This is a genomic window from Pseudolysinimonas kribbensis, assembly GCF_030161895.1.
Classification (GTDB): Bacteria; Actinomycetota; Actinomycetes; order Actinomycetales; family Microbacteriaceae; genus Pseudolysinimonas; species Pseudolysinimonas kribbensis.
This window is the reverse complement of sequence record NZ_BSVB01000001.1, coordinates 223,053-245,666: the sequence shown is the minus strand read 5'-3', so window position 1 is coordinate 245,666 and position 22,614 is coordinate 223,053. Positions and strand designations below refer to the sequence as shown.

Annotated in this window: 29 protein-coding genes, 1 tRNA gene and 3 pseudogenes; 19 read left to right on the top strand and 14 right to left on the bottom strand. The window is 70.6% G+C overall.

The window, feature by feature from the left end; genetic code table 11:
- Window positions 1-7 precede the first annotated feature (7 nt).
- The 7 genes from QQK35_RS01425 to QQK35_RS01395 all read left to right on the top strand — a co-directional run bounded on the left by QQK35_RS01425 (window position 8) and on the right by QQK35_RS01395 (window position 3,668).
- A complete protein-coding gene (locus QQK35_RS01425; protein WP_284252310.1) occupies window positions 8-586 on the top strand; it encodes a cysteine hydrolase family protein in 579 nt (192 codons plus the stop codon).
- Window positions 579-1,238: a class I SAM-dependent methyltransferase gene (locus QQK35_RS01420; RefSeq protein ID WP_284252309.1), complete on the top strand. Its 660-nt coding sequence runs from the start codon at window positions 579-581 to the stop codon at window positions 1,236-1,238. Before QQK35_RS01425 ends, QQK35_RS01420 begins: the two co-directional genes overlap by 8 nt.
- On the top strand, window positions 1,235-1,621 hold the full coding sequence (locus tag QQK35_RS01415) for a YchJ family protein (RefSeq protein WP_284252307.1): 387 nt from the start codon (window positions 1,235-1,237) through the stop codon (window positions 1,619-1,621). The genes QQK35_RS01420 and QQK35_RS01415 overlap by 4 nt, the downstream gene beginning before the upstream one ends.
- 139 nt (window positions 1,622-1,760) lie before the next feature.
- Window positions 1,761-1,834, top strand: a tRNA-Pro gene (locus QQK35_RS01410).
- Between the two features lie 411 nt (window positions 1,835-2,245).
- Window positions 2,246-2,557 (top strand): transposase, encoded by a 312-nt coding sequence (locus tag QQK35_RS01405; RefSeq protein ID WP_284252044.1) that lies wholly within the window; start codon window positions 2,246-2,248, stop codon window positions 2,555-2,557.
- A gap of 8 nt (window positions 2,558-2,565) precedes the next feature.
- A complete protein-coding gene (locus QQK35_RS01400) occupies window positions 2,566-3,429 on the top strand; it encodes an IS3 family transposase (RefSeq protein ID WP_284252305.1) in 864 nt (287 codons plus the stop codon).
- A 44-nt stretch (window positions 3,430-3,473) separates the two neighbouring features.
- Window positions 3,474-3,668 carry a hypothetical protein gene (locus tag QQK35_RS01395; RefSeq protein WP_284252303.1) on the top strand — a complete coding sequence of 65 codons (195 nt, stop codon included), beginning with the start codon at window positions 3,474-3,476 and terminating at the stop codon, window positions 3,666-3,668.
- A gap of 81 nt (window positions 3,669-3,749) precedes the next feature.
- On the opposite strand, the gene QQK35_RS01390 is transcribed toward QQK35_RS01395, so the two are convergent.
- From QQK35_RS01390 to QQK35_RS01380, 3 genes are all read right to left on the bottom strand, one after another.
- Window positions 3,750-4,793, bottom strand: coding sequence for a helix-turn-helix domain-containing protein (locus QQK35_RS01390; RefSeq protein ID WP_284252301.1), 1,044 nt, complete (start codon window positions 4,791-4,793; stop codon window positions 3,750-3,752).
- The gene (locus tag QQK35_RS01385; protein WP_284252299.1) at window positions 4,790-5,401 is read right to left on the bottom strand and encodes a hypothetical protein; all 612 of its coding nucleotides are present in this window, start codon (window positions 5,399-5,401) and stop codon (window positions 4,790-4,792) included. The genes QQK35_RS01390 and QQK35_RS01385 overlap by 4 nt, the downstream gene beginning before the upstream one ends.
- Window positions 5,402-5,973: 572 nt before the next feature.
- Complete coding sequence (locus tag QQK35_RS01380; RefSeq protein ID WP_284252297.1) at window positions 5,974-6,516, bottom strand: DUF2249 domain-containing protein; 543 nt, start codon at window positions 6,514-6,516, stop codon at window positions 5,974-5,976.
- 52 nt (window positions 6,517-6,568) lie between these two features.
- Between QQK35_RS01380 and QQK35_RS01375 the strand changes: the two genes are divergently transcribed.
- Window positions 6,569-7,141 carry a helix-turn-helix transcriptional regulator gene (locus QQK35_RS01375; protein WP_284252295.1) on the top strand — a complete coding sequence of 191 codons (573 nt, stop codon included), beginning with the start codon at window positions 6,569-6,571 and terminating at the stop codon, window positions 7,139-7,141.
- 115 nt (window positions 7,142-7,256) lie between these two features.
- Entirely contained in the window at window positions 7,257-7,715 is a 459-nt protein-coding gene (locus tag QQK35_RS01370; protein ID WP_284252293.1) for a hypothetical protein, read from the top strand.
- A gap of 27 nt (window positions 7,716-7,742) precedes the next feature.
- Here QQK35_RS01370 and QQK35_RS01365 read toward each other — a convergent pair whose 3' ends face one another.
- The 3 genes from QQK35_RS01365 to QQK35_RS01355 form a co-directional block, all read right to left on the bottom strand.
- Window positions 7,743-8,057, bottom strand: coding sequence for a hemerythrin domain-containing protein (locus tag QQK35_RS01365; RefSeq protein WP_488803438.1), 315 nt, complete (start codon window positions 8,055-8,057; stop codon window positions 7,743-7,745).
- Complete coding sequence (locus QQK35_RS01360; RefSeq protein WP_284255776.1) at window positions 8,009-8,215, bottom strand: hypothetical protein; 207 nt, start codon at window positions 8,213-8,215, stop codon at window positions 8,009-8,011. Before QQK35_RS01360 ends, QQK35_RS01365 begins: the two co-directional genes overlap by 49 nt.
- A gap of 81 nt (window positions 8,216-8,296) precedes the next feature.
- Window positions 8,297-8,653, bottom strand: coding sequence for a cupin domain-containing protein (locus tag QQK35_RS01355; RefSeq protein ID WP_284252291.1), 357 nt, complete (start codon window positions 8,651-8,653; stop codon window positions 8,297-8,299).
- Between the two features lie 43 nt (window positions 8,654-8,696).
- Here QQK35_RS01355 and QQK35_RS01350 point away from each other — a divergent pair.
- A pseudogene (locus QQK35_RS01350) lies at window positions 8,697-9,703 on the top strand (NADPH:quinone reductase).
- Window positions 9,704-9,868: 165 nt separating this feature from the next.
- On the top strand, window positions 9,869-10,537 hold the full coding sequence (locus tag QQK35_RS01345) for a DsbA family protein (protein WP_284252289.1): 669 nt from the start codon (window positions 9,869-9,871) through the stop codon (window positions 10,535-10,537).
- Window positions 10,538-10,617: 80 nt separating this feature from the next.
- On the opposite strand, the gene QQK35_RS01340 is transcribed toward QQK35_RS01345, so the two are convergent.
- The 5 genes from QQK35_RS01340 to speB form a co-directional block, all read right to left on the bottom strand.
- Window positions 10,618-11,220: a GNAT family N-acetyltransferase gene (locus QQK35_RS01340; protein ID WP_284252287.1), complete on the bottom strand. Its 603-nt coding sequence runs from the start codon at window positions 11,218-11,220 to the stop codon at window positions 10,618-10,620.
- Between the two features lie 347 nt (window positions 11,221-11,567).
- Window positions 11,568-13,016 (bottom strand): purine-cytosine permease family protein, encoded by a 1,449-nt coding sequence (locus QQK35_RS01335; protein ID WP_284252285.1) that lies wholly within the window; start codon window positions 13,014-13,016, stop codon window positions 11,568-11,570.
- A complete protein-coding gene (locus QQK35_RS01330) occupies window positions 13,016-13,339 on the bottom strand; it encodes a cupin domain-containing protein (RefSeq protein WP_284252283.1) in 324 nt (107 codons plus the stop codon). Before QQK35_RS01330 ends, QQK35_RS01335 begins: the two co-directional genes overlap by 1 nt.
- Window positions 13,340-13,355: 16 nt before the next feature.
- Window positions 13,356-14,780: an amidase gene (locus QQK35_RS01325; protein WP_284252281.1), complete on the bottom strand. Its 1,425-nt coding sequence runs from the start codon at window positions 14,778-14,780 to the stop codon at window positions 13,356-13,358.
- Window positions 14,781-14,792: 12 nt separating this feature from the next.
- Window positions 14,793-15,728: an agmatinase gene (gene speB / locus QQK35_RS01320; protein WP_284252279.1), complete on the bottom strand. Its 936-nt coding sequence runs from the start codon at window positions 15,726-15,728 to the stop codon at window positions 14,793-14,795.
- A gap of 106 nt (window positions 15,729-15,834) precedes the next feature.
- On the opposite strand from speB, the gene QQK35_RS01315 reads away from it, so the two are divergent.
- Window positions 15,835-16,419, top strand: coding sequence for a helix-turn-helix domain-containing protein (locus QQK35_RS01315; protein ID WP_284252277.1), 585 nt, complete (start codon window positions 15,835-15,837; stop codon window positions 16,417-16,419).
- 225 nt (window positions 16,420-16,644) lie between these two features.
- Here QQK35_RS01315 and QQK35_RS01310 read toward each other — a convergent pair whose 3' ends face one another.
- Entirely contained in the window at window positions 16,645-17,043 is a 399-nt protein-coding gene (locus tag QQK35_RS01310; protein WP_284252275.1) for a hypothetical protein, read from the bottom strand.
- A 50-nt stretch (window positions 17,044-17,093) separates the two neighbouring features.
- Between QQK35_RS01310 and QQK35_RS01305 the strand changes: the two genes are divergently transcribed.
- The 3 genes from QQK35_RS01305 to QQK35_RS01295 are packed head-to-tail and all read left to right on the top strand — an operon-like array spanning window position 17,094 to window position 18,512.
- Window positions 17,094-17,606 (top strand): DoxX family protein, encoded by a 513-nt coding sequence (locus QQK35_RS01305; RefSeq protein WP_284252273.1) that lies wholly within the window; start codon window positions 17,094-17,096, stop codon window positions 17,604-17,606.
- Window positions 17,584-18,189 (top strand): mismatch-specific DNA-glycosylase, encoded by a 606-nt coding sequence (locus tag QQK35_RS01300; RefSeq protein ID WP_284252271.1) that lies wholly within the window; start codon window positions 17,584-17,586, stop codon window positions 18,187-18,189. Before QQK35_RS01305 ends, QQK35_RS01300 begins: the two co-directional genes overlap by 23 nt.
- Entirely contained in the window at window positions 18,186-18,512 is a 327-nt protein-coding gene (locus QQK35_RS01295) for an NIPSNAP family protein (protein WP_284252268.1), read from the top strand. The genes QQK35_RS01300 and QQK35_RS01295 overlap by 4 nt, the downstream gene beginning before the upstream one ends.
- A 3-nt stretch (window positions 18,513-18,515) precedes the next feature.
- Here QQK35_RS01295 and QQK35_RS01290 read toward each other — a convergent pair whose 3' ends face one another.
- A complete protein-coding gene (locus QQK35_RS01290) occupies window positions 18,516-18,962 on the bottom strand; it encodes a MarR family winged helix-turn-helix transcriptional regulator (RefSeq protein WP_284252266.1) in 447 nt (148 codons plus the stop codon).
- A gap of 56 nt (window positions 18,963-19,018) precedes the next feature.
- On the opposite strand from QQK35_RS01290, the pseudogene QQK35_RS01285 reads away from it, so the two are divergent.
- A pseudogene (locus QQK35_RS01285) lies at window positions 19,019-19,386 on the top strand (VOC family protein).
- 19 nt (window positions 19,387-19,405) lie between these two features.
- Here QQK35_RS01285 and QQK35_RS01280 read toward each other — a convergent pair.
- Window positions 19,406-20,430 (bottom strand): annotated as a pseudogene (locus tag QQK35_RS01280) (LLM class flavin-dependent oxidoreductase).
- A gap of 137 nt (window positions 20,431-20,567) precedes the next feature.
- Between QQK35_RS01280 and QQK35_RS01275 the strand changes: the two are divergent.
- The 3 genes from QQK35_RS01275 to QQK35_RS01265 are packed head-to-tail and all read left to right on the top strand — an operon-like array spanning window position 20,568 to window position 22,584.
- On the top strand, window positions 20,568-20,960 hold the full coding sequence (locus QQK35_RS01275) for a hypothetical protein (RefSeq protein ID WP_284252263.1): 393 nt from the start codon (window positions 20,568-20,570) through the stop codon (window positions 20,958-20,960).
- Complete coding sequence (locus tag QQK35_RS01270; RefSeq protein WP_348534861.1) at window positions 20,864-21,829, top strand: M20/M25/M40 family metallo-hydrolase; 966 nt, start codon at window positions 20,864-20,866, stop codon at window positions 21,827-21,829. The genes QQK35_RS01275 and QQK35_RS01270 overlap by 97 nt, the downstream gene beginning before the upstream one ends.
- Entirely contained in the window at window positions 21,826-22,584 is a 759-nt protein-coding gene (locus tag QQK35_RS01265; protein ID WP_284252260.1) for a FadR/GntR family transcriptional regulator, read from the top strand. Before QQK35_RS01270 ends, QQK35_RS01265 begins: the two co-directional genes overlap by 4 nt.
- The last annotated feature ends 30 nt before the right edge of the window (window positions 22,585-22,614 follow it).

Sequence of the window (22,614 nt, the reverse complement as noted above, 5' to 3'; positions counted from 1 at the left end):
GAGCACCATGAACCCGATCGATCCGGCCCGCACCGCCCTGCTGCTCATGGACCTGCAGCCGAGCGTGCTGGCGCGCTATCCCGCGGATGTCGTGCTGCCGAACGCGATCGCGCTGCGCGATGCGGCACGGGATGCCGGCGTGCTCGTCGGGTACGTGCACGTCGCGCTGGCACCCGAGGAGGCGGCCGCCGTGCCGGCGACGAATCCGATGTTCTCCGGGCTGGCGGCGCGCATGGCCGGAGCCGACCCGGCGATGAGCGAGGTCGATCCGCGGCTGGAGATCGACGTGGAGGAGCCGGTGTTCCGCAAGACGCGGGTGGGCGCGTTCTCGACGACCGACCTCGACGCCCGCCTGCGCGAACGGGACATCGACACCCTCGTGCTCGCCGGCATCTCGACGAGCGGCGTCGTGCTCTCGACCGTGCGCGACGGCGCCGACCGCGACTACCGGCTGATCGTCGTGGCCGACGCGTGCTCCGATCTCGACGACGAGGTGCATCGCGTGCTCACGCAGAAGGTGTTCCCGCGGCAGGCCGAGGTCGTCACCACGGCGGAGGCTGTCGAGGTGCTCGGCGCCGATGCGTGAGCACGAGCACCACCCCGGCGACGTGCACGACGGCGTGAGCGTCGCGGAGTACTGGGAGCAGCGCTACGCGTCCGGCGGCGCCGTCTGGTCGGGTCGCCCCAACGCGACCCTCATCGACGTCGCGCCGCGCCCGAGCGGCGCCGCGGCGCGCGCGGTCGACCTGGCGTGCGGCGAGGGCGGCGACGCGGTCTGGCTCGCGCAGCAGGGATGGCACGTCACCGCCGTCGACATCTCGAACGTGGCGATCGGGCGCGGCCGCGCCGCCGCCGAGGACCTCGGCCTCGCCGACGCGATCGAGTGGATCGCCGCCGACCTCGAGACATGGCAGGTGCCCGACGGCGTCGAGCTCGTGACGGCTTGCTTCCTGCAGTCGAGCCGGGAGCTGGATCGGGATGGCATCCTGCGCCGGGCGGCTCGCCGGGTGGCGGCGGGTGGTCGGCTGGTCTCGATCGCGCACGCGCAGCTGCCGCCGTGGTCGGCGCATCCGGACCACGTCGGGATCACTCCCGAGGCCGAGCTCGCCGCGCTCGACCTCGACCCTGCCGCGTGGCGGGTCGAACTCGCGGAGGTGCGGGAGCGGACCGGCTCGGGACCCGACGGCGAGCCCGCGACCCTGCACGACTCGGTGGTGCGCGTGCGCCGGATCGCGTGAGCGCCCCGGTGTGCCCGTGCGGCTCCGGCCGCCCCTACGAGGCGTGCTGCGAGCCGTACCACCTGGGCGCCGCGGCACCGACCGCCGAGGCGCTCATGCGGTCCCGCTACAGCTCCTTCGCGCTGGGGCTGGCGCCCTATCTGCTGCGCACCTGGCATCCGGAGACGAGACCGGCCGAGCTGGACCTCGATGACGGGATGACGTGGCGCGCCCTGCAGCTCGTCGACGTCGTGCGCGGGGGAGCGGACGACGCGGAGGGTGTGGTCGAGTTCCGCGCGTCGTTCCGCGACGCGTCGGGCGCCGTGGGCCGGCTGCACGAACGCAGCCGCTTCGCGCGGGTCGACGGCCGGTGGACGTACGTCGACGGCGACGTCCTGGACTGAGCCGGCGGCTCGGCGCGGTCCGGTAAGGTGGGAGATCGCGCCGGGTGACCGGCGAAGTCACGGGCTGTGGCGCAGCTTGTAGCGCACCTGACTGGGGGTTATAGGGGCTAGCGGCTGGTTCAGCCTGAAAAGTGAATAACGGGATGTGGCGCAGCTTGGTAGCGCACCTGACTGGGGGTCAGGGGGTCGCAGGTTCAAATCCTGTCATCCCGACAAAAATACCTGATGAGAGCCGGTTTTTCGTCAGAGATCGTTTTTTCGCGAACGCCGGGTGGGGTCGAGGTCTCGTCGCCCGTTTGAGACTTTCTGGCTCTGCGGTTGTCGCGAGCCGGGACCAAACCGGGACCGCGAGGCTACTTGATGCGGTGTTCAACAACGCCGTATCGCCGCCACCTCGGCGTCCCTAACGCACAACCCGTGCATTCGCGCGTCGGTGATGTGCTGGCACGGCGAGGATGGGTTGTCGCGGCGCTACCCACATTCGAGTGGAGCTTTACTTGGTTGATGGAGGAGCCTTATACCGTGCGACTGAATCTGCTAACCGACCTCCCGCGCGAACTCGCAAAGCGAACACGGTTCGACCTGGGAGCCTGACCCGGTTTCCCGGACATCTTGAGTGAGGCGATGATCGTCTCGGAAGGAGTCCGTGTAATGCCTGCTGCTCACCCGCCGGAGTTTCGGCGTCGTGCCCTTGATCTGATCGCTCAGGGCAACCCGGTCGGTCAGACTGCTCGTGATCTCGGGATCAGCGAATCGTGCCTGCGGAATTGGATGAATCGTGACGCGATCGACTCGGGGCGCAAGCCCGGGCTGACAACTGACGAACATAAGGAACTCGTCGAGCTGCGCCGGCGGCTGCGGGTGCTGGAGATGGAGAACGAGATCCTCAAGCGCGCCAGCGCCTACTTCGCCAGGGAGAACGTGCTCCCAAAATAGGGTTCCGGTTGGTCCAGGAGCTCGCCGCGGACGGTGTTCCCGTCGCGGTGGCCTGCCGGTTTCTGAAGGTCTCGACGTCCGGCTATTACGACTGGGCGTCGCGTCCGCCGTCGCCGCGAGCGGTCGCGGACGCGCAGCTCACGAGCACGATTCGTCGGGTTCACCGCGACTCGCGCGGCACCTATGGCGCTCCGCGGGTGCTCGCCGAACTGCGACTCGGGCTCGGCATCCACGTCGGCAAGAAACGCGTCGCGAGGCTGATGCGTCTGGACGGCCTGACCGGGGTCTCCCACCGCCGCAAGCGACGGGGCTGGAAGCCGGACACCGCGACCCACGAGGATCTCGTGAAGCGCCAGTTCCGCGCAGATCAGCCGAACCGGCTCTGGTTCTGCGACATCACCCAACACCGCGCGAGGGACGGGTGGGTCTACTGCGCAGCTGTCATCGACGCGTTCAGCCGCCGCATCGTGGGCTGGTCGATCTCCGACCGGATCACCGCGGAGATCGTCGTCGACGCGCTCGAGATGGCCCGCTGGCGACGTCGTCCCGAACCCGGAACTGTTGTTCACGCGGACCGCGGAGCTCAATACACCCCTTGGCTGTTCGGCCACCGGCTCCGGCAAGCAGGACTCCTGGGCTCGATGGGCCGGGTCGCGTCCAGCGTCGACAACGCGCTCATCGAGTCGTTCTGGTCGACGATGCAGCGCGAGCTCCTCGACCGCTCGAACTGGACCTCGAAGACCGAGCTGTCGTCGGCGATATTCGAGTGGATCGAGGGCTTCTACAACCCGACCCGCCGCCACACCGCCCTCGGCAACCTCAGCCCTATCGACTACGAAAGGCTTCACACCCCCGCCGCAACCGCGGCATGATCAACAGATAGAACCCGTCCGGGAAACCGGGTCAGGCTCCGTTCATGATGGGCCCCGGTCTCCGAGCCCTCCGCGCCGCGACCGACGTGATCGTCACGCTCGTCGTGGCGCAACATCTGGGCGTCGAAGGCGACTCTCTGATGTTTGCCGCGGACAGGCTCAACGTGACACGGATCAAGGTTCACGAGACCTACATCCTGACGTTCACCAACAACGGCATCCAGCGCCTCTCGCGCTGACGTCGGATATTGCGCCCGCAGCTGATCGGTCGCGCGGGATCGGGCGTTGGCGCACTAGTGCGAACTCATCGCGTCTCTCTTTCACACGGCTCTCAGTGCGCGGCGGGGCGCATCGAAGGGCGTCGGATGACCGTCGCGCGCTCCGATAAGGATCTGGATCTCTCGTCGCGTCAGTCCGGATTGGTCGAGCCGTTGGCCTACGGATGGGGCGAGTTCAGGGGTTTCCGGAGGGAGCAGTTCGTTGCCGGGTTCGCGCGTCTTCCAGCCTCGGCTGTTCATCTGCCGGTAGAAGCGTTGACGTTCATCTGGGGTGACTTTGCCCATTCGGTAGGCGCGTTCGAAGATCGCCTGCATCGAGACAGCCCACTCGGCTTTCAGGTCGGACAGCTTGCCGAGGGTGAGGTTCGTCAGCTGCGGGCCGATCACGTGGCCGGGCATGAGGAATTCGGCGGCGAACTGGTTCGCCTGGTCTTCGACATCGGGATCCATGTACTGGGTGTGGAGGACGAGGTGGCCGAGTTCGTGTGCGACGGTGAGGCGTTTCCGGTCCGTTGGGAGCGCACCGTTAAGGATGATGACGGCATGTTCTCCCGCCCATTGCGACATGCCGTCGATGCGATGCGTACCGAAGTCCTCTTCGATGACGATGACGCCGGCTGACTCGACCCAGCGGATGAGGTTCCGCACGGGTCCGATCGGCATCCGCCAGGCGGCGCGGAGCATCGCCGCGGCCTGATCGGGGTTGTGTTCGTCGGGATCGACTTGGATCACATGATTCTGCAGCTGGAGCGGCACACGCTCCAGCAGGTACGAGGAGTGCATCCGCATTGTATTCAGGCGCGCCTCGACGCGTTTCCAGTCCGAGGGCTTGGTGGTCTTCTGCCGGCGCATGTGCGCGTCGGCAGCGATCGCACCGTGCATTTGGAACTCATGCCGAAGGAACTCGGCGGTGACGCCGAGCGCCTCTCCGAGCTTTTCGAGCATCTCGTCATCGGGCTCGCGCAGATCGTTCTCGTACCGGGAAAGCGCGGCCTGTGTGATGCCAAGGCGTGCGGCGAGCTCTTCTTGGGTGATGTCTGCGGCGCGTCGGAGAACGAGGATGACGTCGCCGACTCGGTAGCTCATGACCCGGACTCCTCCTCGGTCTCGCGGAGGACGCCGCTGAGGTCGATCTCGGGCAGGTCGGGAGCGACCGGCGTCCAGGAGAACCCAGATGCGTTGCCTGTGTCGCGGCGAAGCCGGATCGCCCAGATCGGGTTGTCCTTCCCATCGCGGAAGGACAGGATGGCGTCTCCGACCGCGCGCAGCTCGGCATCCCAGTAGTAGCCGAGGGCCAGACTGAAGGACTCGAGTCCTTCGAGGGTGAGCATGCTGTTGGACCAGAACGCACTCGACGCCTCGGTCGGATAGGCGGAGATCCGGTCACCGGGGTGGTGCCGTTTGATGCGGATGAGGTATGTGGTTCCGCTGCGCAGTTCCCGGACGGGCTCGCGGTCGTTGACGTGGATGCCCTCCGTCCCGTCGACCACCCGGACCAGCCGATCCCAGATTCGCTCATGGAGGAAGTTTGCGGTGAAGCGACCGGTGAAGCTGGGAAACCATCCCGGCTGCCACTGCTTGAACGCGGCGAAGTCATCGCGTGCCCCGTCGACCGCGTCTATGAACGCGTGCACGAAACCGGTTCCCAGGTCACCGAGCACCTGATCGCTATCGGGGTATCCGACTGAATTCATGCCAGTAAATATACCACCTGGCCGGTCTGACCTCGTCACAGTCTGCGGCATGTCTCGGACTCGTACCTCGACGCGTTCGTCGCGTCGATGTTCGCCGGACGTCTCGCCGGCGCCGGGGGAGGTGTGCGAGATGTGGCCGCTGCCGCCTCCGCGGTGGACATGCCGTCCATGCCGCGTGCGGCCGACCTCCTCCTGGAGGGTCTCGCGCTCAACTTCGGGCGGGGCTACGCCGCGGGGGTGCCCAGCCTCAGGCGCGCACTGGATACCTTCGAAGACGGCGCCGATGACAGCCTGCGGTGGATGTGGACCGCGAGCCTCGCCGCGGTGCACCTGTGGGGCGACGAGCGATGGTCTCGGATCTCGGCGCGCTACGTCGACGTGGCCCGACGCGTCGGAGCCCTGAGCGACCTCCCGCTTGCCTTCAGTACGCGGGCGATGGTGCTCATCCACACCGGCGAGCTGGACGCAGCTGTCTTCGCGACGTCGATTAGGTGCGCGGGCGCGGAGCGCTCACGGCAACGGCGCAGACCCCCGCGCGCTCAGCACGAGCGACTGGCGTCGCTGGTGCACGGTCAGATACCGCAACCCCGGTCGCCCGCGGTGAACTGGCGGCGGGAGCGACGTGGCATCCACAGCAGCGCGCCGGGGCTGAGGGCGATCTCGCCGAGCTCCGTCGTGAGCGTTCCATCGCCGGCGAGCACGTGGATCAGCACGTCGATGTCGGGACCGGTGTGGGCGGCGATGGTGCCGCCCGGCGGCAGGGCGATGAGGTTGGAGTCGAGGTCGCGTTCGCGGGCCTCGAGCTTCCAGACCGCGCCCGAGGCGTCGGCGGTCGCCGGGTCCGCAGCGACGGTCGCGGTGTCGACCAGGATGCGCGGCAGGGGAGTGCCGGCCAGCTTGGTGATCCGGATGCGCCAGTCGCGCGGCTCCGTGGTGAGGTACTCCCACGCGTAGCTGCCGTGGTGGTCGGCCTCGAACTGGTCGTGCAGGTGCTTCGGGTCGTGGTCGTTGACCAGCACGAACGCGCCGCCGACGGGCAGGGCCGCGTAGGCGGCGAAGATGGCCGGATGCTTGTCCGGCTTGCGAATTCCGCGCACGTCCAGCTCGGCATCCATCGGCATATCGTCCGCCTATTTCTCTAATTTGCACTTGTGTAAACTCTAGGCGATGACGACGCCGCCGCCGCTCCGCCGATCCGGAACCCGCCGGGCCGAGATCCTGCGGACGCTGCGCGACGCGGGCGGGCCGCTGGGCATCGCCGAGATCGCCCAGCGCGTCGGCGTCCACCTCAACACGGTCCGCTTCCATCTCGACGCCCTCGTCGCCGCCGGCACGGTCGAGCGCACGCGGGCGGAGCTGCGCGCCCCGGGCCGGCCGCCGCAGCTGTACCGCGCGGCGCCGCGCATGGACCCCGCGGGTCCCCGGCACTACCGGGTGCTCGCCGAGGCGCTCGTGGCGGCGCTCGCCGCCGAGGCCGACCCCGTCGGCCGCGCCACGGAGGCCGGGCGCGCCTGGGGGCGGCGGGAGGCATCCGGGCTCGCCGCCGACCAGGCCGACGTCGACGCGAGCGTGAGCGCCGACGAGTCGACCGAGCTCCTGGTCGGCATGCTCGACGACCTGGGTTTCGCGCCCGAGCGCGACCAGAGCGGCGCGCCGTCGCGGATCGGCCTGCGCAGCTGCCCTTCCTGGAGCTCGCGGTCGACCACGCCGAGGTCGTCTGCCCGGTCCACCTGGGCATGATGCAGGGCGCGATGAGCACCTGGCGCTCGCCGATCTCCGTCGACCGGCTCGACCGGTTCGTCGAGCCCGACCTCTGCCTGGTGCACCTCGGCGGCGTCGGCGGCACCCGGGCCTCGTGACCGACCGGCGGGCGACCCCGGCGGCCGCGCTGACCGCGATCGGCGCCGCCTGCGTCGTGCTGGGCGGCCTGGTCGCCGCCGTCAGTGGCCCGCTCCACCTCGCCCTCGGCAGCTGGACCGCGGCCTATCTGGTGCTCGTCGCCGGCGTGGCGCAGTACGCGATGGGGCGAGCCCGCGCTCGCCGACCGCGTACCGGGCGCCGGATGCCGTGGGCCTGGGCCCAGGTCGGCGCCTGGAACGCGGGCAACGCCCTCGTGATCGGCGGCTCGCTGGCCGGCATCCCGTGGCTGGTCGACGTCGGGTCGGTGCTGCTGCTCGCCGCGCTCGTCATCGCGTTCCGCGCCACCTGGCTCGCGTCCGTGCCGCGATGGGTCGAGGCCGCGTATCGCGTCTTCCTCGTGCTGCTCGCGATCAGTACGGTCGTCGGCGTCGCGATCGCGCACCTCCGCGCCTGACCGGCCCCGGCATCCGGCGGCCTCCGCCTACCGCGCCGCTTCGCACACCCACCCCGCCGGCGTCCTGCCGGACTCGAGGAAGTCGACGAGGTGCGCGGCGGCCTGCTCGTCGAGGTCGGCGTCCGCGTGCGGGTAGATGATCGGCTCCTCCTTGCTGTTGTGCTGGTCGAGCTGGTCCAGCAGCGCACGGCAGGTCGAGAGCAGCTCGTCGTCGACGTCGGCGGGGTCGTTCTCGTCGAGGAGCTCGGTCAGGGCGTCCATCAGTTGCCAGAGCGCGCCGTGCTCGCGGATCATCACCATGACCGGCATGAGCAGGCCCGCCTCGCGGATCGGCGGGAACAGGAACTCCTCCTCGAGGTAGATGTGCCGCCGCAGCGCGTCGAACGCCCCCGCAGCGGTTCGGGGGTCACGACGTCGCGGTCCAAATCGGCGACGAACGCCTCGATGCCGCCGTCGATGTCGCGGTGCTCGCGCGTCAGCGCGTCGGAAAGGCTCACCATCGTTGGTCATCTCCTCGGGTCGAGCGGTGCCTCGGATGCCGGACCGCCGCGTTTCTCCAAGTATGACTGGTAATAACTCGTTCAGGGAGCCGGGTGGGGTGTCCGGCCCATGATCAGGTCGGGCTCGACCCCGGACGGCATCGGGAACCACGCGAGGAACGTGACGCCCTCGTCCGTCGCGTCGAAGCGGGTGATGGTGGTGTCGGCGGGCTCGAAGAAGGTGTCGCCGGCGACCAGGACGCGTTCGGCATCCGGAGCCACCTGCAGGCGCGCCGACCCGCGCTCGATGACCCCGAACACGGGGCCGTTGTGCCAGTGGGCTCCGGGCGTGACGCCCGGCGCGATCGAGATGCGCCGGACCTCGACGTGGCCGATGGTCAGGCTCGACGCGAGCACATGGTGATCGACGATGGCGCGGGTGATCGGCTGGGACTCCATCTCTCGATCATCACCCACAGCCGGGAGGTGTGACGATGGAGCCATGCGATCCATCGTGTACGGCGAGAACGGTCCGGCGTCGGTGTTGCGGCTCATCGAACGGGAGCCGGACGAACCCGGCGAGGGCGAGGTCCGGGTGCACGTCGTCGTCTCCGGCGTGAACCCCACCGACTGGAAGTCGCGGGCGGGCTCGACGCGCACGACGCGGCAGGAGACCGTGCCGAACCAGGATGGCGCGGGCGTGATCGATGCGGTCGGTCCCGGCGTGGGCGGGTTCCAGGTCGGCGATCGGGTCTGGACCTCGATGTCGGCCCACGCCAATCCGATGAGCGGCACCGCACAGGAGCTCACCGTGCTGCCCGAATCCCGTGTGCATCCGCTGCCGGAGGGCGCGAGCTTCGACGTGGGTGCGAGCCTCGGCGTGCCGGCGCTCACGGCGCATCGCGCGCTGACCGTGACCGAGGGATGGCCGGCGCGGCTCACCCCGGATCGCTCGCCGGGGCGACCGTGCTCGTCGCGGGCGGTGCGGGGGCCGTGGGCCACGCCGCCATCCAGCTCGCGAGCTGGGCGGGCGCGACCGTGATCTCGACGGTGAGCAGCGCCGAGAAGGCCCGGCTCGCGACCGCGGCGGGGGCGCGGCACGTGCTGAACTACCGCGACGCCGACATCGTCGACCAGGTCCGTGCGATCGCCCCGGACGGCGTCGACACGGTCGTCGAGGTCGCCGCGGTGTCGAACGCCGAGCTCGACACGGCGGTGCTCGCGCGCGGCGGCACGATCGCGATCTATGCGAGCGATCCCGGCGATCAGTTCACGCTCGACGTGCGCGCCTACATGGGCCTGAATGCGCGGCTGCAGTTCGTGCTCCTCTACACGGTGCCGCCCGCTGCGCTGGAGGCCGGCGTGCAGGATGTCGTCGCCGCGATCGACGCGCTGCCGGTCGGCGAGGCGGCCGGCCTGCCGCTGCACCGCTTCCCCCTCGAGCGGACCGCCGATGCTCACGACGCGGTCGAGTCGGGCGTGATCGGCAAGGTGCTGATCGACGTCTGATCCGGCTGACGTATGCTCACTCGACGATCCGTGTCGGAGGGGCTCATGTCAGATCAGCACCGCAGTCGCGATCAGCGCCGCGAGGTTGCGCGCGAACTGGCCCGGCGCGAACGCGAGCGTGCAGAGCGTCGACGCCGCCTTCTCAGGATCCTCGTCCCGATCATCGTGGTGGTCGTGCTGGTGGGTGCGGGGACGGGCGTCGCCGTCGCCGTCGCCGTCGCGTCGAACCGGCCGGCGCCATCGACCTCCGCGGGCCCGGCGAACATGATCACCGGCGGGATCCAGTTCACCGGCGAGGGCGGCAGGTTCACGGTCGTCAAGACGGCCGGCCTCAGGAAGGGGCAGCGCCCCGAACCCGTCGCCACGTCGAACGCCGACCGCGTGCCGAGGATCGTCACCTACATCGACTTCTCGTGCCCGGGGTGCAAGGCGTTCGAGGCGGCGAACTCGGGCTACCTGAAGAAGCTCGTCGCGGACGGCAGGGCGACGCTCGAGGTGCATCCGATCGCGATCCTCGACACGCATTACCAGACCTCACGCTATTCGAGCCGGGCGAACAACGTGGGCGCGTGCGTCGCCGACCTCGCACCGGACAGGTTCTACGACGTCATGCACGAGATGTACGCGGAGCAACCCGAGGAGAGCACGGCCGGTCTCACGAATGATCGGCTCGTCGCGGTGGTGCACCAGGCCGGCCTGAACGATCCCGCGGTCGATCGGTGCATCCAGGGGAGCGCTTCCGGAAGTTCGTGGCGGCGCAGACGCAGGCGGCGGGGCAGGATCCCACCCTCAGGAATCCGCGGGACGGCGGCTTCTACACGCCGACGATCTTGATCAACGGCAGGTACTACACCGGCGCAGCGGACAACGCCTCGTTCTCGAGCTACATCGCCTCGCTGCACTGAGCCGCGCGCTCAGAGCTCCCGGCGCATGACGACCCGCCGCGGCGTCGAATGCGACGCCTCGGTGAAGCCCGCCGCCGCGAAGACCCCGCGGCTGCCGACGTAGAGCTCGCCCCAGGAGTAGGTGCGGCCCGGCTCGTCCTCGAGCGGGTAGCCCTCGATCGCACGCGCCCCGCGGGCGCGGGCGTAGTCGACGGTGGCCGCCGCGAGGGCCGACATGACGCCGCGGCGACGGTATCCGGTGCGGGTCACGAAGCAGGTGACGGCCCAGACGCCCTCGTCGGCCTTGTCCTCGTCGCGGCCGGCCCACGGCATCCGGGATGCGGCGATCCGCACATAGGCCGTGCGGGGCTCGACGGCGCACCACCCCACGGCCTCGTCGCCGAGGTAGGCGACCAGTCCGCTCGTCGTCAGCGCCGAGGAGTCGCCGCACGAGGTCTGTTCGTGCAGGCGGTCTCGGTACTCGTCGGCGTGCGCGGCGTCGTCCCAGTCCTTGGCGCGCACCTTGAACCACTGGCACGAGCAGCGCGCGGGCCAGCCGCGCGAGCCGAAGATCGCATCCACGTCGGCGACGCTCGCCTCGTTCGCGGGGACCACCCGGATCTCGTCGGTCATGGCGGGAGGCTAGCGCCGGCATCCGACGCCGGATACCTGCGCTCGCGCGTATCCGGTTAGGTCAGGTGGTGCCGTGACGACGCATCGTGCGCCGCCGGCTCGTGCGGGGCGCGTCGAGGATGACGCCGGGATCGGTTGATCACGCCGCATATCGCGCCGACGTTGCAATTCCGGCGTCATCCTCGACGCGCGCCCGGACGCAACCGGATACCCGGGGCCCGCGCCGCCCTTCCGCCTCCTTCCGAAATGCAGGATCGGCCGAGGCCGCGTGCGGCCAGGGCGCGACGACGGGGCGCGCCGGGGCGCGCGACTCCTGCATTTCGGAAGGGGCGAGCGGCGTCGTGCGCTCAGTCGGCGTCGACTCCCTCGAGCTCCCGCTGGCTGCGCTGGCGCGCCGCCGCCTCGGCCTGGCGGTCGAGTCCGCGTGAGAACAGGAAGTACAGCCCGCCCGCCACCACGAGCCCGACGGCGAACGAGAAATCCGCGGTGCCGAGCAGGTTCGCGATCGGCCCGACGAACAGCCCCGGCAGCGAGAAGAACGGGATCATGACCACGAACCCGACGCCGTAGGCGACCAGCCCGCGCCACGACCACCGGCGGTAGATGCCCTTCGGGTTGAAGATCTCGGTGATCGCGTACTTGCCGTGCCGCACGAAGTAGAAGTCGACGAGGTTCACGGCGGTCCACGGCACGAGGAAGTAGAGCATCAGCAGCACGAAGTTGTTGAAGCTGGCCTGGAAGGCATCCGGGATCAGCAGCGCGATGATCACGACCAGGATGCCGACGACGATCAGCCCGATCACGCGCGGCTTCTGCGTCGCCTTGATCTTCTTGAACGCGTCGATGCCGCTCACGCTCGTGAGCATCGCGCCGTACGCGTTGACGCCCATGATCGAGATGAGCGCCAGCACCGAGATGACGATGACGATCGTGCCGAAGCCCGGGAACAGATTGTCACCGACCGCCTTGATCGACCCGATCTCGTCGACCTTCGGGATGCGGCTCGCGAGCAGCGACCCGAGCCCCATGAGCCAGACCGCCGATCCTGCCGCACCGAGGTAGGTGTAGAAGATGAGCTTCGGCGCCGACGACTTCGGCGGCAGGTAGCGGGAGTAGTCGGAGACGTAGACCGCGTAGCTGATGTTGTAGCCGGCCGCGAGCGAGAACTGGATGAAGAACGCCACGACGTCCCAGTGCCCGGCGTGCGCGCCCGTCGGCGCCGGCAGCGTCGTGAACGCGAGCACGGTCACGATCGCGAACCCGATGACGAGCAGATAGGTGAGCCAGCGCTGCACGAAGTGCAGGAGGTCGTGCCCGACGACGGCGATGACGATCGACACGGCCGTGAGCAGCGGGTACCAGATCCACTTGATCCCCGCGCCGGGCAGCACGGTGTCGATGCCGGCGTTGGCGATGATGACGTCGAACACCATGAAGCCGATGTAGACGAACACCGTCGCGAGGAACGGCACGATCACGCCGCGGCTGCCGAACTGCGCGCGCGACTGGATCATCTGCGGCAGACCCATGCGCGGGCCCTGGTTGGCGTGGAAGGCCATGAAGAAGGTGCCGAAGCAGGCGCCGAGCACGATCGCCAGGAACGAGAAGCCGGCCGACAGCCCGAGCTCCGGCCCGAGGAACCCGATCACCATGGTCGGCAGCACGAAGTTGCCCGTGAACCAGAACGGCGCCTGGTGCCAGAGCTTGCCGCGGCGCTCCGACCACGGCACGTAGTCGATCGAGTGCCTCTCGATCGTGGGCCCGGCGACGGTGCCGGTGGGGGTGGGAGTGGACATCAGCTGCTCCTCGGGTGGGTTGGTGCGGATGCGGTGGATGCGGATGAAACGAACTCGATCTCGATGAAGGTGTACGGCTGCTCGCCGTTGACGAGCTCGTGCTCGGCGCCGGCCCCGCGCCGGTACGGCTCGCCCGCCGTCGCGCGCTGCGCCGAGCGTCCGTCGGCGGTGACGACCTCGAACGTGCCGTCGGTGATCGGCACGACGAGGTAGTCGTGCTCGTGGCGGTGCCACGCGACCCGGTCGCCGGGCCCCAGCTCGTAGCGGGTGACGCGGATGCCGCCGTCATCGACCTGCACGGTTGCGCGCGCCTCGCCGTTCATCCGAACTCCGTCCCGCTCATCCGAACTCCGCGTAGCCGGGCGCGGTCCGCGGCCACGGATGGGCCGCCTCCCAGCGGGCAGCGAGCGCGAGCAGCCCGAGGTCGTGCCAGCGCGGGGCGGTCACCTGAAGGCCGAACGGCATCCCGTCGGGCAGGGCGCCGGCCGGCAGCGAGACGGCGGGCAGCCCCGTGACGTTCTGGATCGCGGTGGAGTACACCTCCGCACCGAGCAGCCCGGTCGGCCCATCGCCGAGCCTGCCGTCGAGCGACCACCCGGCGGCGGCGACCGTGGGGGTCACGAGCACGGCGTCGTCGCCCAGGACCTCGTCGAGGCGGGCGACGGCGGCGAACCGGCGGCGGCGCGCAGCGAGGTAGGCGTCGGCGTCGACGGCGAGGCCGTCCTGCAGGAACTCGCGGGCGCTCGGATGCAGCGTGGCGGCATCCCGCTCGATCCGTTCCCGCCCGAACACGGAGGCGTGCTCGGCCGACGCGATGACGAACCAGTCCTCGTCGGGACTCCAGCCGGGGAAGAACCACCCGGGTTCGCGATGCTCGACGCTCGCCGCGCCCACCCCGAGCACGGCGGCGAGCCGCTCGGCCGCTCCGTGGAACGCCTCCGCGACGTCCGCCGGCAGCGGCCCGAGCTCGTCGGTGCGCTCGGCGACGACGAGCCGGGTCGGCATGCCGGATGCCGGCAGCGGCCCCGGCAGGGCCGTCGGGTCGCCCGCGACCGGGCCCGCGACCACGCCGAGCAGGCTGCGCAGGTCGTCGACCCCGGTCGCCATGAACCCGTCGGTCGAGAAGTCGATCCAGTCCGGCGCGGTTCGCCGGCCGATCACGCCGTTGGTCGGCTTGTAGCCCACGAGACCGCAGAAGGCGGCCGGGATGCGTACCGAGCCGCCGCCGTCGGTGCCGGTCGCGATCGGCGCGAGGCCCGCGGCGAGCGCCGCGGCCGACCCGCCGCTCGATCCACCGGGGGAGCGCTGGGGGTTCCACGGGTTGCGGGTCGCCCCGAAGACCAGGTTGTCGGTGAAGCCCTCGATGCAGAACTCGGGCACGTTCGTCTTGCCGACGACGATCGACCCGGCGGCCCGCAGCCGGCCGACCGCGAGCCCGTCGCGCTCGGCGGGCGGGGCGTCCGCGAACCAGCGCGAACCGTGGGTGGTGCGCAGGCCGCGCACGTCGTCGTTGTCCTTCGCGAGCACCGGGAGTCCGGCGAGCGGTCCCGGATCGTCGCCGTGCGCGACCGCGGCATCCACCGCGTCCGCGTCGGCGCGCGCCGCGTCCGCCCGCTCGGCGATCACCGCGGTGAGGTCGCGGTGCCGCGCGATCCGCTCCAGCGCGCGCTCGACGAGGTCGCGCGCCCCGGTCCGCCCGCTCCGCACCTCACCCGCGAGCCGGCGGAGCATGCCGGGCTCGGGGTCGGGAGACGTCGTCGTCATGGGGTCGGGGCCTCAGGCGGGCGGCACCATCGAGGTGAGGATCTCGTAGCCGACGTGGGACGCCGCGATGCCGGTCAGCTGCGCGTGGTCGTAGGCCGGCGCGACCTCGACGATGTCGGCGCCGACGATCCGGTGCCGGCGGAGCCCGCGCAGGAACTCGAGCAGCTCGCGGCTGGTCAGCCCGCCCGCCTCGGGCGTGCCCGTGCCGGGGGCGTGCGCCGGGTCGAGCACGTCGATGTCGACGGAGACGTAGACCGGGCGGTCGCCGAGCCGCGCGTGCATGCGCTCGAGGGCCGCCGGCATCCCGGCGCGCTCCACCTCGTGCGAGGCGATGATCGCGAAGCCGAGCCGCGCGTCGTCGGCGAGGTCGTCACGGTCGTAGAGCGGACCCCGGATGCCCACGTGCAGGCTCGCGGTCAGGTCGATGAGCCCCTCCTCGGACGCGCGGCGGAACGGGGTGCCGTGGGTGACGGGTGCGTCGAAGTAGGTGTCCCAGGTGTCGAGGTGGGCGTCGAAGTGCACGACCGCGACGGGCCCGTGCCTCTTGGCGACGCTGCGCAGCAGCGGCAGGGCGATCGTGTGGTCGCCGCCGATGGTCAGCAGCCGCGTGCCGCCGGCGGTGAGCTCGTCGGCGCGCTCCTCGATCTCGCGCACGGCGTCGTCGATGCTGAACGGGTTGACGGCGATGTCGCCCGCGTCGGCGACCTGCACGCGGTCGAAGGGCAGGATGTCCTGCACCGGGTTGTACGGCCGCAGCAGTCGCGACGACTCGCGCACGTGCGACGGGCCGAACCGGGCTCCGGGGCGGTAGCTCACGCCGCTGTCGAACGGCACCCCCACGACCGCGATGTCGGCGTGCTCCACCTCCTCGAGGCGGGGGAGCAGCGCGAAGGTCGCGATCCCCGCATAGCGGGGCGTCCGGCTGGAATCCCGGGGACCGATCGGCACGCGTTCTCCTTCGTCGGGGTGACCCGCGGCACGATACTCGCCGGTTGCCTGGCGGGCAACCGGAGTTGTCGAAAACGCTCGCGGCCGCCGTCTTAGACTCGCCCTCATGAGAGCCGTGAATCCGTCGCCGCAGACGGAACCGCTCTCGATCGGACCCAAACTGCGCTCCACCCGGCTCGCACAAGGGCTGACGATGGCGCAGGTCGCCCAGGCGACGGGGCTCACCAAGGGCTTCATCAGCCGCATCGAGCGCGACGAGACCTCGCCCAGCGTCGCCACGCTCGTGACGATCTGCCAGGTGCTGTCGTTGCCGATCGGGTCGCTGTTCGAGCCGCCGGAGCACGAGCTGATCCGCCTCGAGGACGCCCCGCGGGTGAACTTCGGCGGCAGCCACCTGCTCGAGCGGCTGCTCACGCCGCGGTCGGAGGCCGGCATCCAGCTGCTGCGCTCCGAGCTGGAGCCCGGCGCGAGCGGCGGCGACGACTTCTACACGATCACGTGCGAGGTCGAGGTGCTGCACGTGCTGAGCGGCGGGATCACGCTGCTGTTCCCGCAGCAGGAGATCGAGCTCGCAGCGGGCGACACCGTCACGCTCGCCGGCCGCGAGCCGCACACCTGGATCAACCGCAGCGGCGACCGCAGCGAGGTGCTGTGGGCGATCGTGCCGGCGGCGTGGAGCGGATCGGCCTGACATGGACACCTCCGGTACGGCACCCTGGTCGATCGCGGCCGATCTGGTGCTGCTCGCCCTCTTCGGATTCGTCGCGGTGCAGCTGCTGCGGACCGCTCGGCGCCCGCGACCTCGTCCGTGGCTCGCGATCGCCGCGGTGATCGTGGTGGGGGCTCCCTCGCTCCTGCAGTACGCGATCCCGGGTCTCGGCCGTGCACTGGAACGCGACCCGACCGCGACCCTCGCTCACGCCGAGTGGTGGCGTCCGGTCACGGCGCTGCTCGCGCAGGACGGCGGCCTCGTCGCCGCGGCGTTCAACCTCGTCATCGTCGGCGCCGTGGTGCTGGTCGGCGAGTGGAGCTGGGGCCGAGCTCGCACGCTCGTCGCGTTCCTCGCGACCTCGCTGGTGCTCAATCTCATCGCGCTGACCTGGACGAGTCGCGGCGGCGGCAGCTCGTTCGCGTCGGATGGGCTCATGGTGGCGCTGACGGCGCACACGGCGCTGACCCGGCCGGTCGCCCCGGTGCGGGTGATCGGCGCGGTGCAGCTGGTGATCGCCGTCGTGCTCGTGGCGCTCAACGATGCCCACGGGCTCGCGATGCTCGTGGGAGCCGCGCTCGGTGTCCTCCTCGCGCTGCCCGACATCGCGCCCCGGCGAGGGACCTGGATGCATCACCCATCCGAAAGGACACTCCATGATCGGCAGGCTCGCCCTCCGGCTCGTGGTCGGCGCGGTATTCACCGCGCACGGAGTGCAGAAGCTGGTCGGCGCATTCGGCGGGAGCGGCATCGACGGCACCAAGAACGCCATGCGCGCCTCGAACATGCACCCCGCGACGGCGAACGCGCTGCTCGTGGCCGGGACCGAGACCCTCGGCGGTGCCGCGATCGCGCTCGGCGCGGCGACCCCGGTCGCGGCCGGCGGGCTCATCGCGACCATGGTCACGGCGATCCGCAAGGTGCACGGCAAGAACGGGTTCTTCAACGGCAAGGGCGGGTACGAGTTCAACCTCACCCTCATCGCCGCGCTGCTCGCGATCGTCTCCGACGGTCCCGGCCCGGTCTCGGTCGACGCCGTCGTCGGCAAGCGACGGTGGGGCCCGTGGGCGGCGCTCCTCGCGCTCGGCGGCGGATGGCTCGCGTCGACACTCGCGATCGATCTCGGCGCCGCATCGGCGCCCGCCGATGCTGCCGCCCCCGAGGCCTGAGGTGTTCACGCGAGCGGAGCTGGAGGGATTCCGCGGCGCCTCGATCCCCGATCTGGTCGGGCCCGGCATCCGGCTGCTGTTCGTCGGCATCAACCCCGGGCTCTGGACCGCCGCGACCGGCACGCCGTTTGCGCACCCCGGCAACCGCTTCTACCCCGCGCTGTTCGAGGCGGGCATCCTGCCCCGGCAGCCCGACTTCGCGCGGGGCTTCGATGACGCCGATCGCGCCTGGTTCGTCGCCGCCGGCATCGGGATCAGCAATCTCGTGAAGCGAGCCACGGCGCGCGCGGACGAGCTGTCGCCCGACGAACTGTGCGAGGGCGCGGTCCGGCTGGCCGACGACGTCGCCCGCTGGCATCCTCGCGTCGTCGCGATCGTCGGCATCACCGCCTACCGCATCGCCTTCGGCCGCCCCAAGGCGACCACCGGCCGTCAGCCCGAGCGGCTCGGGGACGCGGAGCTCTGGGTCGTGCCCAATCCCAGTGGTCTCAACGCCCACGACACGATCGCGAGCCTCGCCCGCGCCTACGCCGAGCCCGCCCGCGCGGCGGGGCTGCCGGATTCGGCCAGGATGGACACGTGATCTACGAGTACCGCGCCTACACCTGCTTCCCGGGCCGACTGCCCGCCCTCCTCAGCCGCTTCGAGAACGTGACTCTCGGGTTCTGGGAGAAGTACGGCATCCGGCAGGCCGGATTCTGGACGACCGAGATCGGCCAGTCGAACCAGGTGCTGCACTACCTGCTGCAGTGGGAGTCGATGGCCGAGCGCGAGCAGAAGTGGGGCGCGTTCCAGGCCGACCCGGAGTGGAACGCCGCGCGCGCCGCCAGCGAGACGCCCGAGAAGATCGTGCAGGACATCAGGAACGAGTTCTGGAAGCCGGCGGCCTTCTCGTCGGTGCAGTAGGCGTCAGTCCTCCTCGCTCAGCGAGCGGACCATGGTGCGCAGGATCCCGGATGCCTGGGACTGCATCGCGGGTGTCAGGCCGCGGAGCATGCGGAGTTCGACCCCGCGGACCGCGACGGACGCCGTTTCGAGCCGGCGTCGGCCGCGCGGCGTGAGGTGCGCGGGAAGCACCTTGCCGACGGCGGCCTGGGCGGGTCGGGTCACGTCGCCGTCCTTCTCGAGGGCCCGGAGAAGGACGTTCATCGACTGCCGGGTCACGAACGCCCCTCGGGCGAGTTCCGAGTTGGACAGCCCGGGGCGTTGGGCGAGCAGCTCGAGACACGAGTAGTGCGTCACGCTCATCCCGAGCGGACGCAGCGCCGCCTCCATCGCGGAGCGGAGCGCGCTCGACGCCTGTTTCAGCAGATACCCCAGGGACGTGTCGAGATCGACGCCGCCGTATGCGTTCATGTCAGGAGTCTGACATAGAGTCAGCATGTCAGCCTTCTGACACGACAAGGAGCACCATGACCGCCATCGGCCCCGACTTCATCTCCCTCCAGGTGCGCGACCTCGCCGCCTCCCAGGCGTTCTACGAGCGCCATCTCGGTCTCGTCCGATCGCCGGCCGGCCCCCGCACGCCGTCGTCTTCGAGACCTCGCCCATCGCGTTCGCGCTGCGCGACCTCGTGCCGGGCACGGACCTGGCATCCGTGCCGCAGCCCGGGATCGGCGTCGCCGTGTGGCTGCGCGCCACGGATGCGCAGGGCATCCACGACGCGATGGTCGCCGACGGCGTCGCGATCGTCGCGGCGCCGATCGACGGACCGTTCGGACGCACCTTCACCTTCGCCGACCCGGACGGCTACCAGGTGACCCTCCACGACGGCGCGTGAGGCGCGCCGCCCGGCGGGCTCAGCGCCAGCCGAGCGCGGGCGCCACGTCGGTGATGATCGACTGCAACTGACCTGCGACGTAGTCCACGCCCAGCTGGTTGGGCACGGTGAGCAGCAGCGTGTCGGCCGCGGCGATCGCCTCGTCTTCGCGGAGCTGCTCGACGAGCGCGTCGGGCTCGGCCGCGTAGGTGCGACCGAAGACGGCGCGGTAGTCGTCGATGACGCCGAACGTGTCGTCGCCCTCGCGGCTGCCGCCGCCGAAGTAGGCGCGGTCGCGGTCGGAGGTGATGGTGAAGATCGACCGGCTCACCGAGGTGCGCGGGGTGCGCTCGTGGACCGCCTCGGCCCATGCCGCCTGGAACTTCTCGATCTGCTTGCGCTGCTGCACGTGCAGCGGCTCGCCGCTCTCGTCCTCCTTGAGCGTGGAGCTCATGAGGTTCATGCCCTGCTCGGCCGCCCAGACGGCCGTCGAGTCGGAGCCGGCGCCCCACCAGATGCGGTCGCGCAGCCCGGGGGACTGCGGCTGGATGCCGAGCGGCCCCGGGTGCGGGTTGGGGAACATCGGGCGCGGGTTCGGCTCCGCGAACCGGGCGCCGTCGATCACCTGCAGGAACACGCCGGTGTTGTTGCGCGCCACGTCGGCCATCGTCGAGCCCTCCGGGGCCTCGTACCCGAAGTAGCGGTACCCGTCGACGACCTGCTCCGGTGACCCGCGGCTCACGCCGAGCTGGAGCCGGCCTCCGGCGATGAGGTCGGCGGCGCCGGCGTCCTCGGCCATGTACAGCGGGTTCTCGTAGCGCATGTCGATGACGCCCGTGCCGAGCTCGATGCGACTGGTCTTGGCTCCGGCGGCGGCGAGCAGGGGGAACGGGCTCGCGAGCTGGTTCGCGTAGTGGTGCACCCGGAAGTACGCGCCGTCGGCGCCGACCTCCTCGGCCGCGACCGCGAGGTCGATCGACTGCAGGAGCACGTCGGAGGCGTTGCGGGTCAGCGAACCGGGGAGTTCGACCAGTGCCCGAACGAGAGGAATCCGATCTTCTTCACGGGATGAGTCAACCAAACGATGCGTTCGTATGTTCCCGCGAGGAGGACGGTGGGGTTTTGCCTCTTCCCCTCGGGGTCGCGAACCGCTACCGTCTGGGAAAACAAACAAAGAATGTTTGTTTAACGGAAAGGCGCCGATGTCCCGCTCCTCCCTGGACGCCACGGTGGACGAGCTGCTCCCGCGCGCGCTCGAGGTGCTCCAGCGGCTGGTCGCGGAGCCGAGCACGGTCGGGCAGGAGCAGGGCGCCGAGGAGGTACTCGCCTCGGAGCTCGAGGCCATCGGGTTCGCGGTCGAGCGCCTCGCGATCCCGGAGTCCATCGGCGAGGATCCGCTGGCCGGGGTTCCGAGCGCCTCGTACGCGGGACGGTACGACGTGATCGGTCATCGCGGCGTCGGGGAGGCCGCAGCCTGCTCATCAACGGTCACATCGACGTGGTGCCGGCGGACGAGAGCGGTCCCTGGAGCTCGCCGCCGTTCGCGCCCCGCGTCGTCGATGGCTGGCTTCGCGGCCGGGGTGCCGCCGACATGAAGGGCGGCTTCGCCGCGGGTCTGCTCGCGCTCTGGGCGCTCGACCAGGCGGAGCCGGGCTGGCTGGGCGACGGGCGTCTCTCCTGGGTCGCCGCCATCGAGGAGGAGTACACCGGCAACGGCACCCTCGCGGCGGCGCGCGCGGGCGTGCTCGCCGAGGCCGCGATCCTGCTCGAACCCACGGAGCTGGACGTGCTGCTGGCCGGCATCGGCATCATCTGGATCGAGATCGAGATCGCCGGTCGGGCGGCGCACGTCGAGGCGGCCGGCGGCGCGGTCAATCCGATCCTCGGCATCCAGCGCGTGATCGACGCCTTGCAGGGGTTCGAGCGCGAACTCGACGCGGCGCATGCGCAGGACCCCGACCCGGCCTTCGCCCCCATCGCCCACCCGTACAACGTCAGCGTCGGCACCGTGGCCGCCGGGGACTGGATTTCGAGCGTGCCGCCGGTGGCGCGCCTGGGGGTGCGGGTCGGGTATCCGCGAGCATGGACGAGCGACGACGCCTTCGACCGCGTGCGGGAGGCGGTGCTGACGGCGACCGCGGCCGATCCGTGGCTCGCCGAGCACCCGCCCGTGTTCCGCCTGAACGGGTTCCGCGCCGAGGGCTACGCGCAGGATCCGGACACCCCTATCGTCCGCGCGATCGAGGCGGCGCACCGCGAGGTGCATGGCGCCGCACCGGCGCTCGTGAGCATGGGCTCCACGACCGACGCCCGGTTCTACGTGAACCGCTTCGGCGTGCCGGCCGCCGCCTACGGCCCGCGAACCCGCAACATGCACGGCACCGACGAGGCGGTCGAGATCGCGAGCATCGCCGACTGCGCGCGGGTCGTCGCGCGCGTCCTGCGCGACTGGTACGCGGCATGAGCCGCGCGAGCGCGGTGAGCCAGGATGCCGCGGGCGGCGCCCTGCGCCCCTTCGTCGCGGAGACCGCGGCCGCCCGTATCGCCGACCGGTTCGTGACGGCGATCGCTCTGGGCCACTTCATCGTGGGGCAGAAGCTCCCGTCGATCGCAGAGCTCGCCGGGATGCTCGAGGTGAGCCCGACCACCGTGCGGGAGGCGCTGACCCGACTCTCGGCGCTCGGCTACCTCAAGATCACGCGGGGTCGCAACGGCGGCGCCACCGTCGTGTCGCAGTGGGGTCCGGCCTCCGATTCGATGGTCCGGCGTGCGCTGGAGCCGGAGTGGGCGCAGCTGGAGGTCACACTCGATTTCCGCTCGCTCATCGACCAGCAGATCGCCCGCACCGCCGCCGAGCGCCGCACACCCCAGGACGTGGAGCGGATCCGGGCGGGAGTCCAGGCGTACGTCGATGCCGAGGGCGACCGCGAGGCGTCGCGGCTCGCCGACCTCACCTTCCACCGAGCCGTCGCGGCGGCCGCCGGCAATCCGCAGCTGGCCGAGCTCAGCCTCCGACTGCGGCACGAGGTCAGCCTCGGGTTCGAGGCCGAGCCCTACAACCCCGATGTCCGGGCCAAGGCCGTCACCCAGCATGCCGACATCGCCCAGGCCGTGATCGAGGGGCGCGGCGAAGACGCGGCCCGCCTCATGGCCGTTCACGCGCTGCTCACCACCGACACCCTCCGCGAACTGCACCACCGAACCCACTCCGAGAGCTAGGAGATCCCCATGCCCTTCCTCCACGCCAAC

Bases quoted from the DNA above. Each gene is read 5' to 3' on its own strand.
- QQK35_RS01425 (WP_284252310.1), top strand. From the start codon at position 8: ATGAACCCGATCGATCCGGCCCGCACCGCCCTGCTGCTCATGGACCTG.
- QQK35_RS01420 (WP_284252309.1), top strand. From the start codon at position 579: ATGCGTGAGCACGAGCACCACCCCGGCGACGTGCACGACGGCGTGAGC.
- QQK35_RS01405 (WP_284252044.1), top strand. From the start codon at position 2,246: ATGATCGTCTCGGAAGGAGTCCGTGTAATGCCTGCTGCTCACCCGCCG.
- QQK35_RS01395 (WP_284252303.1), top strand. From the start codon at position 3,474: ATGATGGGCCCCGGTCTCCGAGCCCTCCGCGCCGCGACCGACGTGATC.
- QQK35_RS01390 (WP_284252301.1), bottom strand. From the start codon at position 4,793: ATGAGCTACCGAGTCGGCGACGTCATCCTCGTTCTCCGACGCGCCGCA.
- QQK35_RS01385 (WP_284252299.1), bottom strand. From the start codon at position 5,401: ATGAATTCAGTCGGATACCCCGATAGCGATCAGGTGCTCGGTGACCTG.
- QQK35_RS01380 (WP_284252297.1), bottom strand. From the start codon at position 6,516: ATGGATGCCGAGCTGGACGTGCGCGGAATTCGCAAGCCGGACAAGCAT.
- QQK35_RS01375 (WP_284252295.1), top strand. From the start codon at position 6,569: ATGACGACGCCGCCGCCGCTCCGCCGATCCGGAACCCGCCGGGCCGAG.
- QQK35_RS01360 (WP_284255776.1), bottom strand. From the start codon at position 8,215: ATGGTGAGCCTTTCCGACGCGCTGACGCGCGAGCACCGCGACATCGAC.
- QQK35_RS01355 (WP_284252291.1), bottom strand. From the start codon at position 8,653: ATGGAGTCCCAGCCGATCACCCGCGCCATCGTCGATCACCATGTGCTC.
- QQK35_RS01340 (WP_284252287.1), bottom strand. From the start codon at position 11,220: ATGACCGACGAGATCCGGGTGGTCCCCGCGAACGAGGCGAGCGTCGCC.
- QQK35_RS01335 (WP_284252285.1), bottom strand. From the start codon at position 13,016: ATGTCCACTCCCACCCCCACCGGCACCGTCGCCGGGCCCACGATCGAG.
- QQK35_RS01330 (WP_284252283.1), bottom strand. From the start codon at position 13,339: ATGAACGGCGAGGCGCGCGCAACCGTGCAGGTCGATGACGGCGGCATC.
- QQK35_RS01325 (WP_284252281.1), bottom strand. From the start codon at position 14,780: ATGACGACGACGTCTCCCGACCCCGAGCCCGGCATGCTCCGCCGGCTC.
- QQK35_RS01315 (WP_284252277.1), top strand. From the start codon at position 15,835: ATGAGAGCCGTGAATCCGTCGCCGCAGACGGAACCGCTCTCGATCGGA.
- QQK35_RS01310 (WP_284252275.1), bottom strand. From the start codon at position 17,043: ATGTCGGGCAGCGCGAGGAGGACACCGAGCGCGGCTCCCACGAGCATC.
- QQK35_RS01305 (WP_284252273.1), top strand. From the start codon at position 17,094: ATGATCGGCAGGCTCGCCCTCCGGCTCGTGGTCGGCGCGGTATTCACC.
- QQK35_RS01300 (WP_284252271.1), top strand. From the start codon at position 17,584: ATGCTGCCGCCCCCGAGGCCTGAGGTGTTCACGCGAGCGGAGCTGGAG.
- QQK35_RS01290 (WP_284252266.1), bottom strand. From the start codon at position 18,962: ATGAACGCATACGGCGGCGTCGATCTCGACACGTCCCTGGGGTATCTG.
- QQK35_RS01275 (WP_284252263.1), top strand. From the start codon at position 20,568: ATGTCCCGCTCCTCCCTGGACGCCACGGTGGACGAGCTGCTCCCGCGC.
- QQK35_RS01265 (WP_284252260.1), top strand. From the start codon at position 21,826: ATGAGCCGCGCGAGCGCGGTGAGCCAGGATGCCGCGGGCGGCGCCCTG.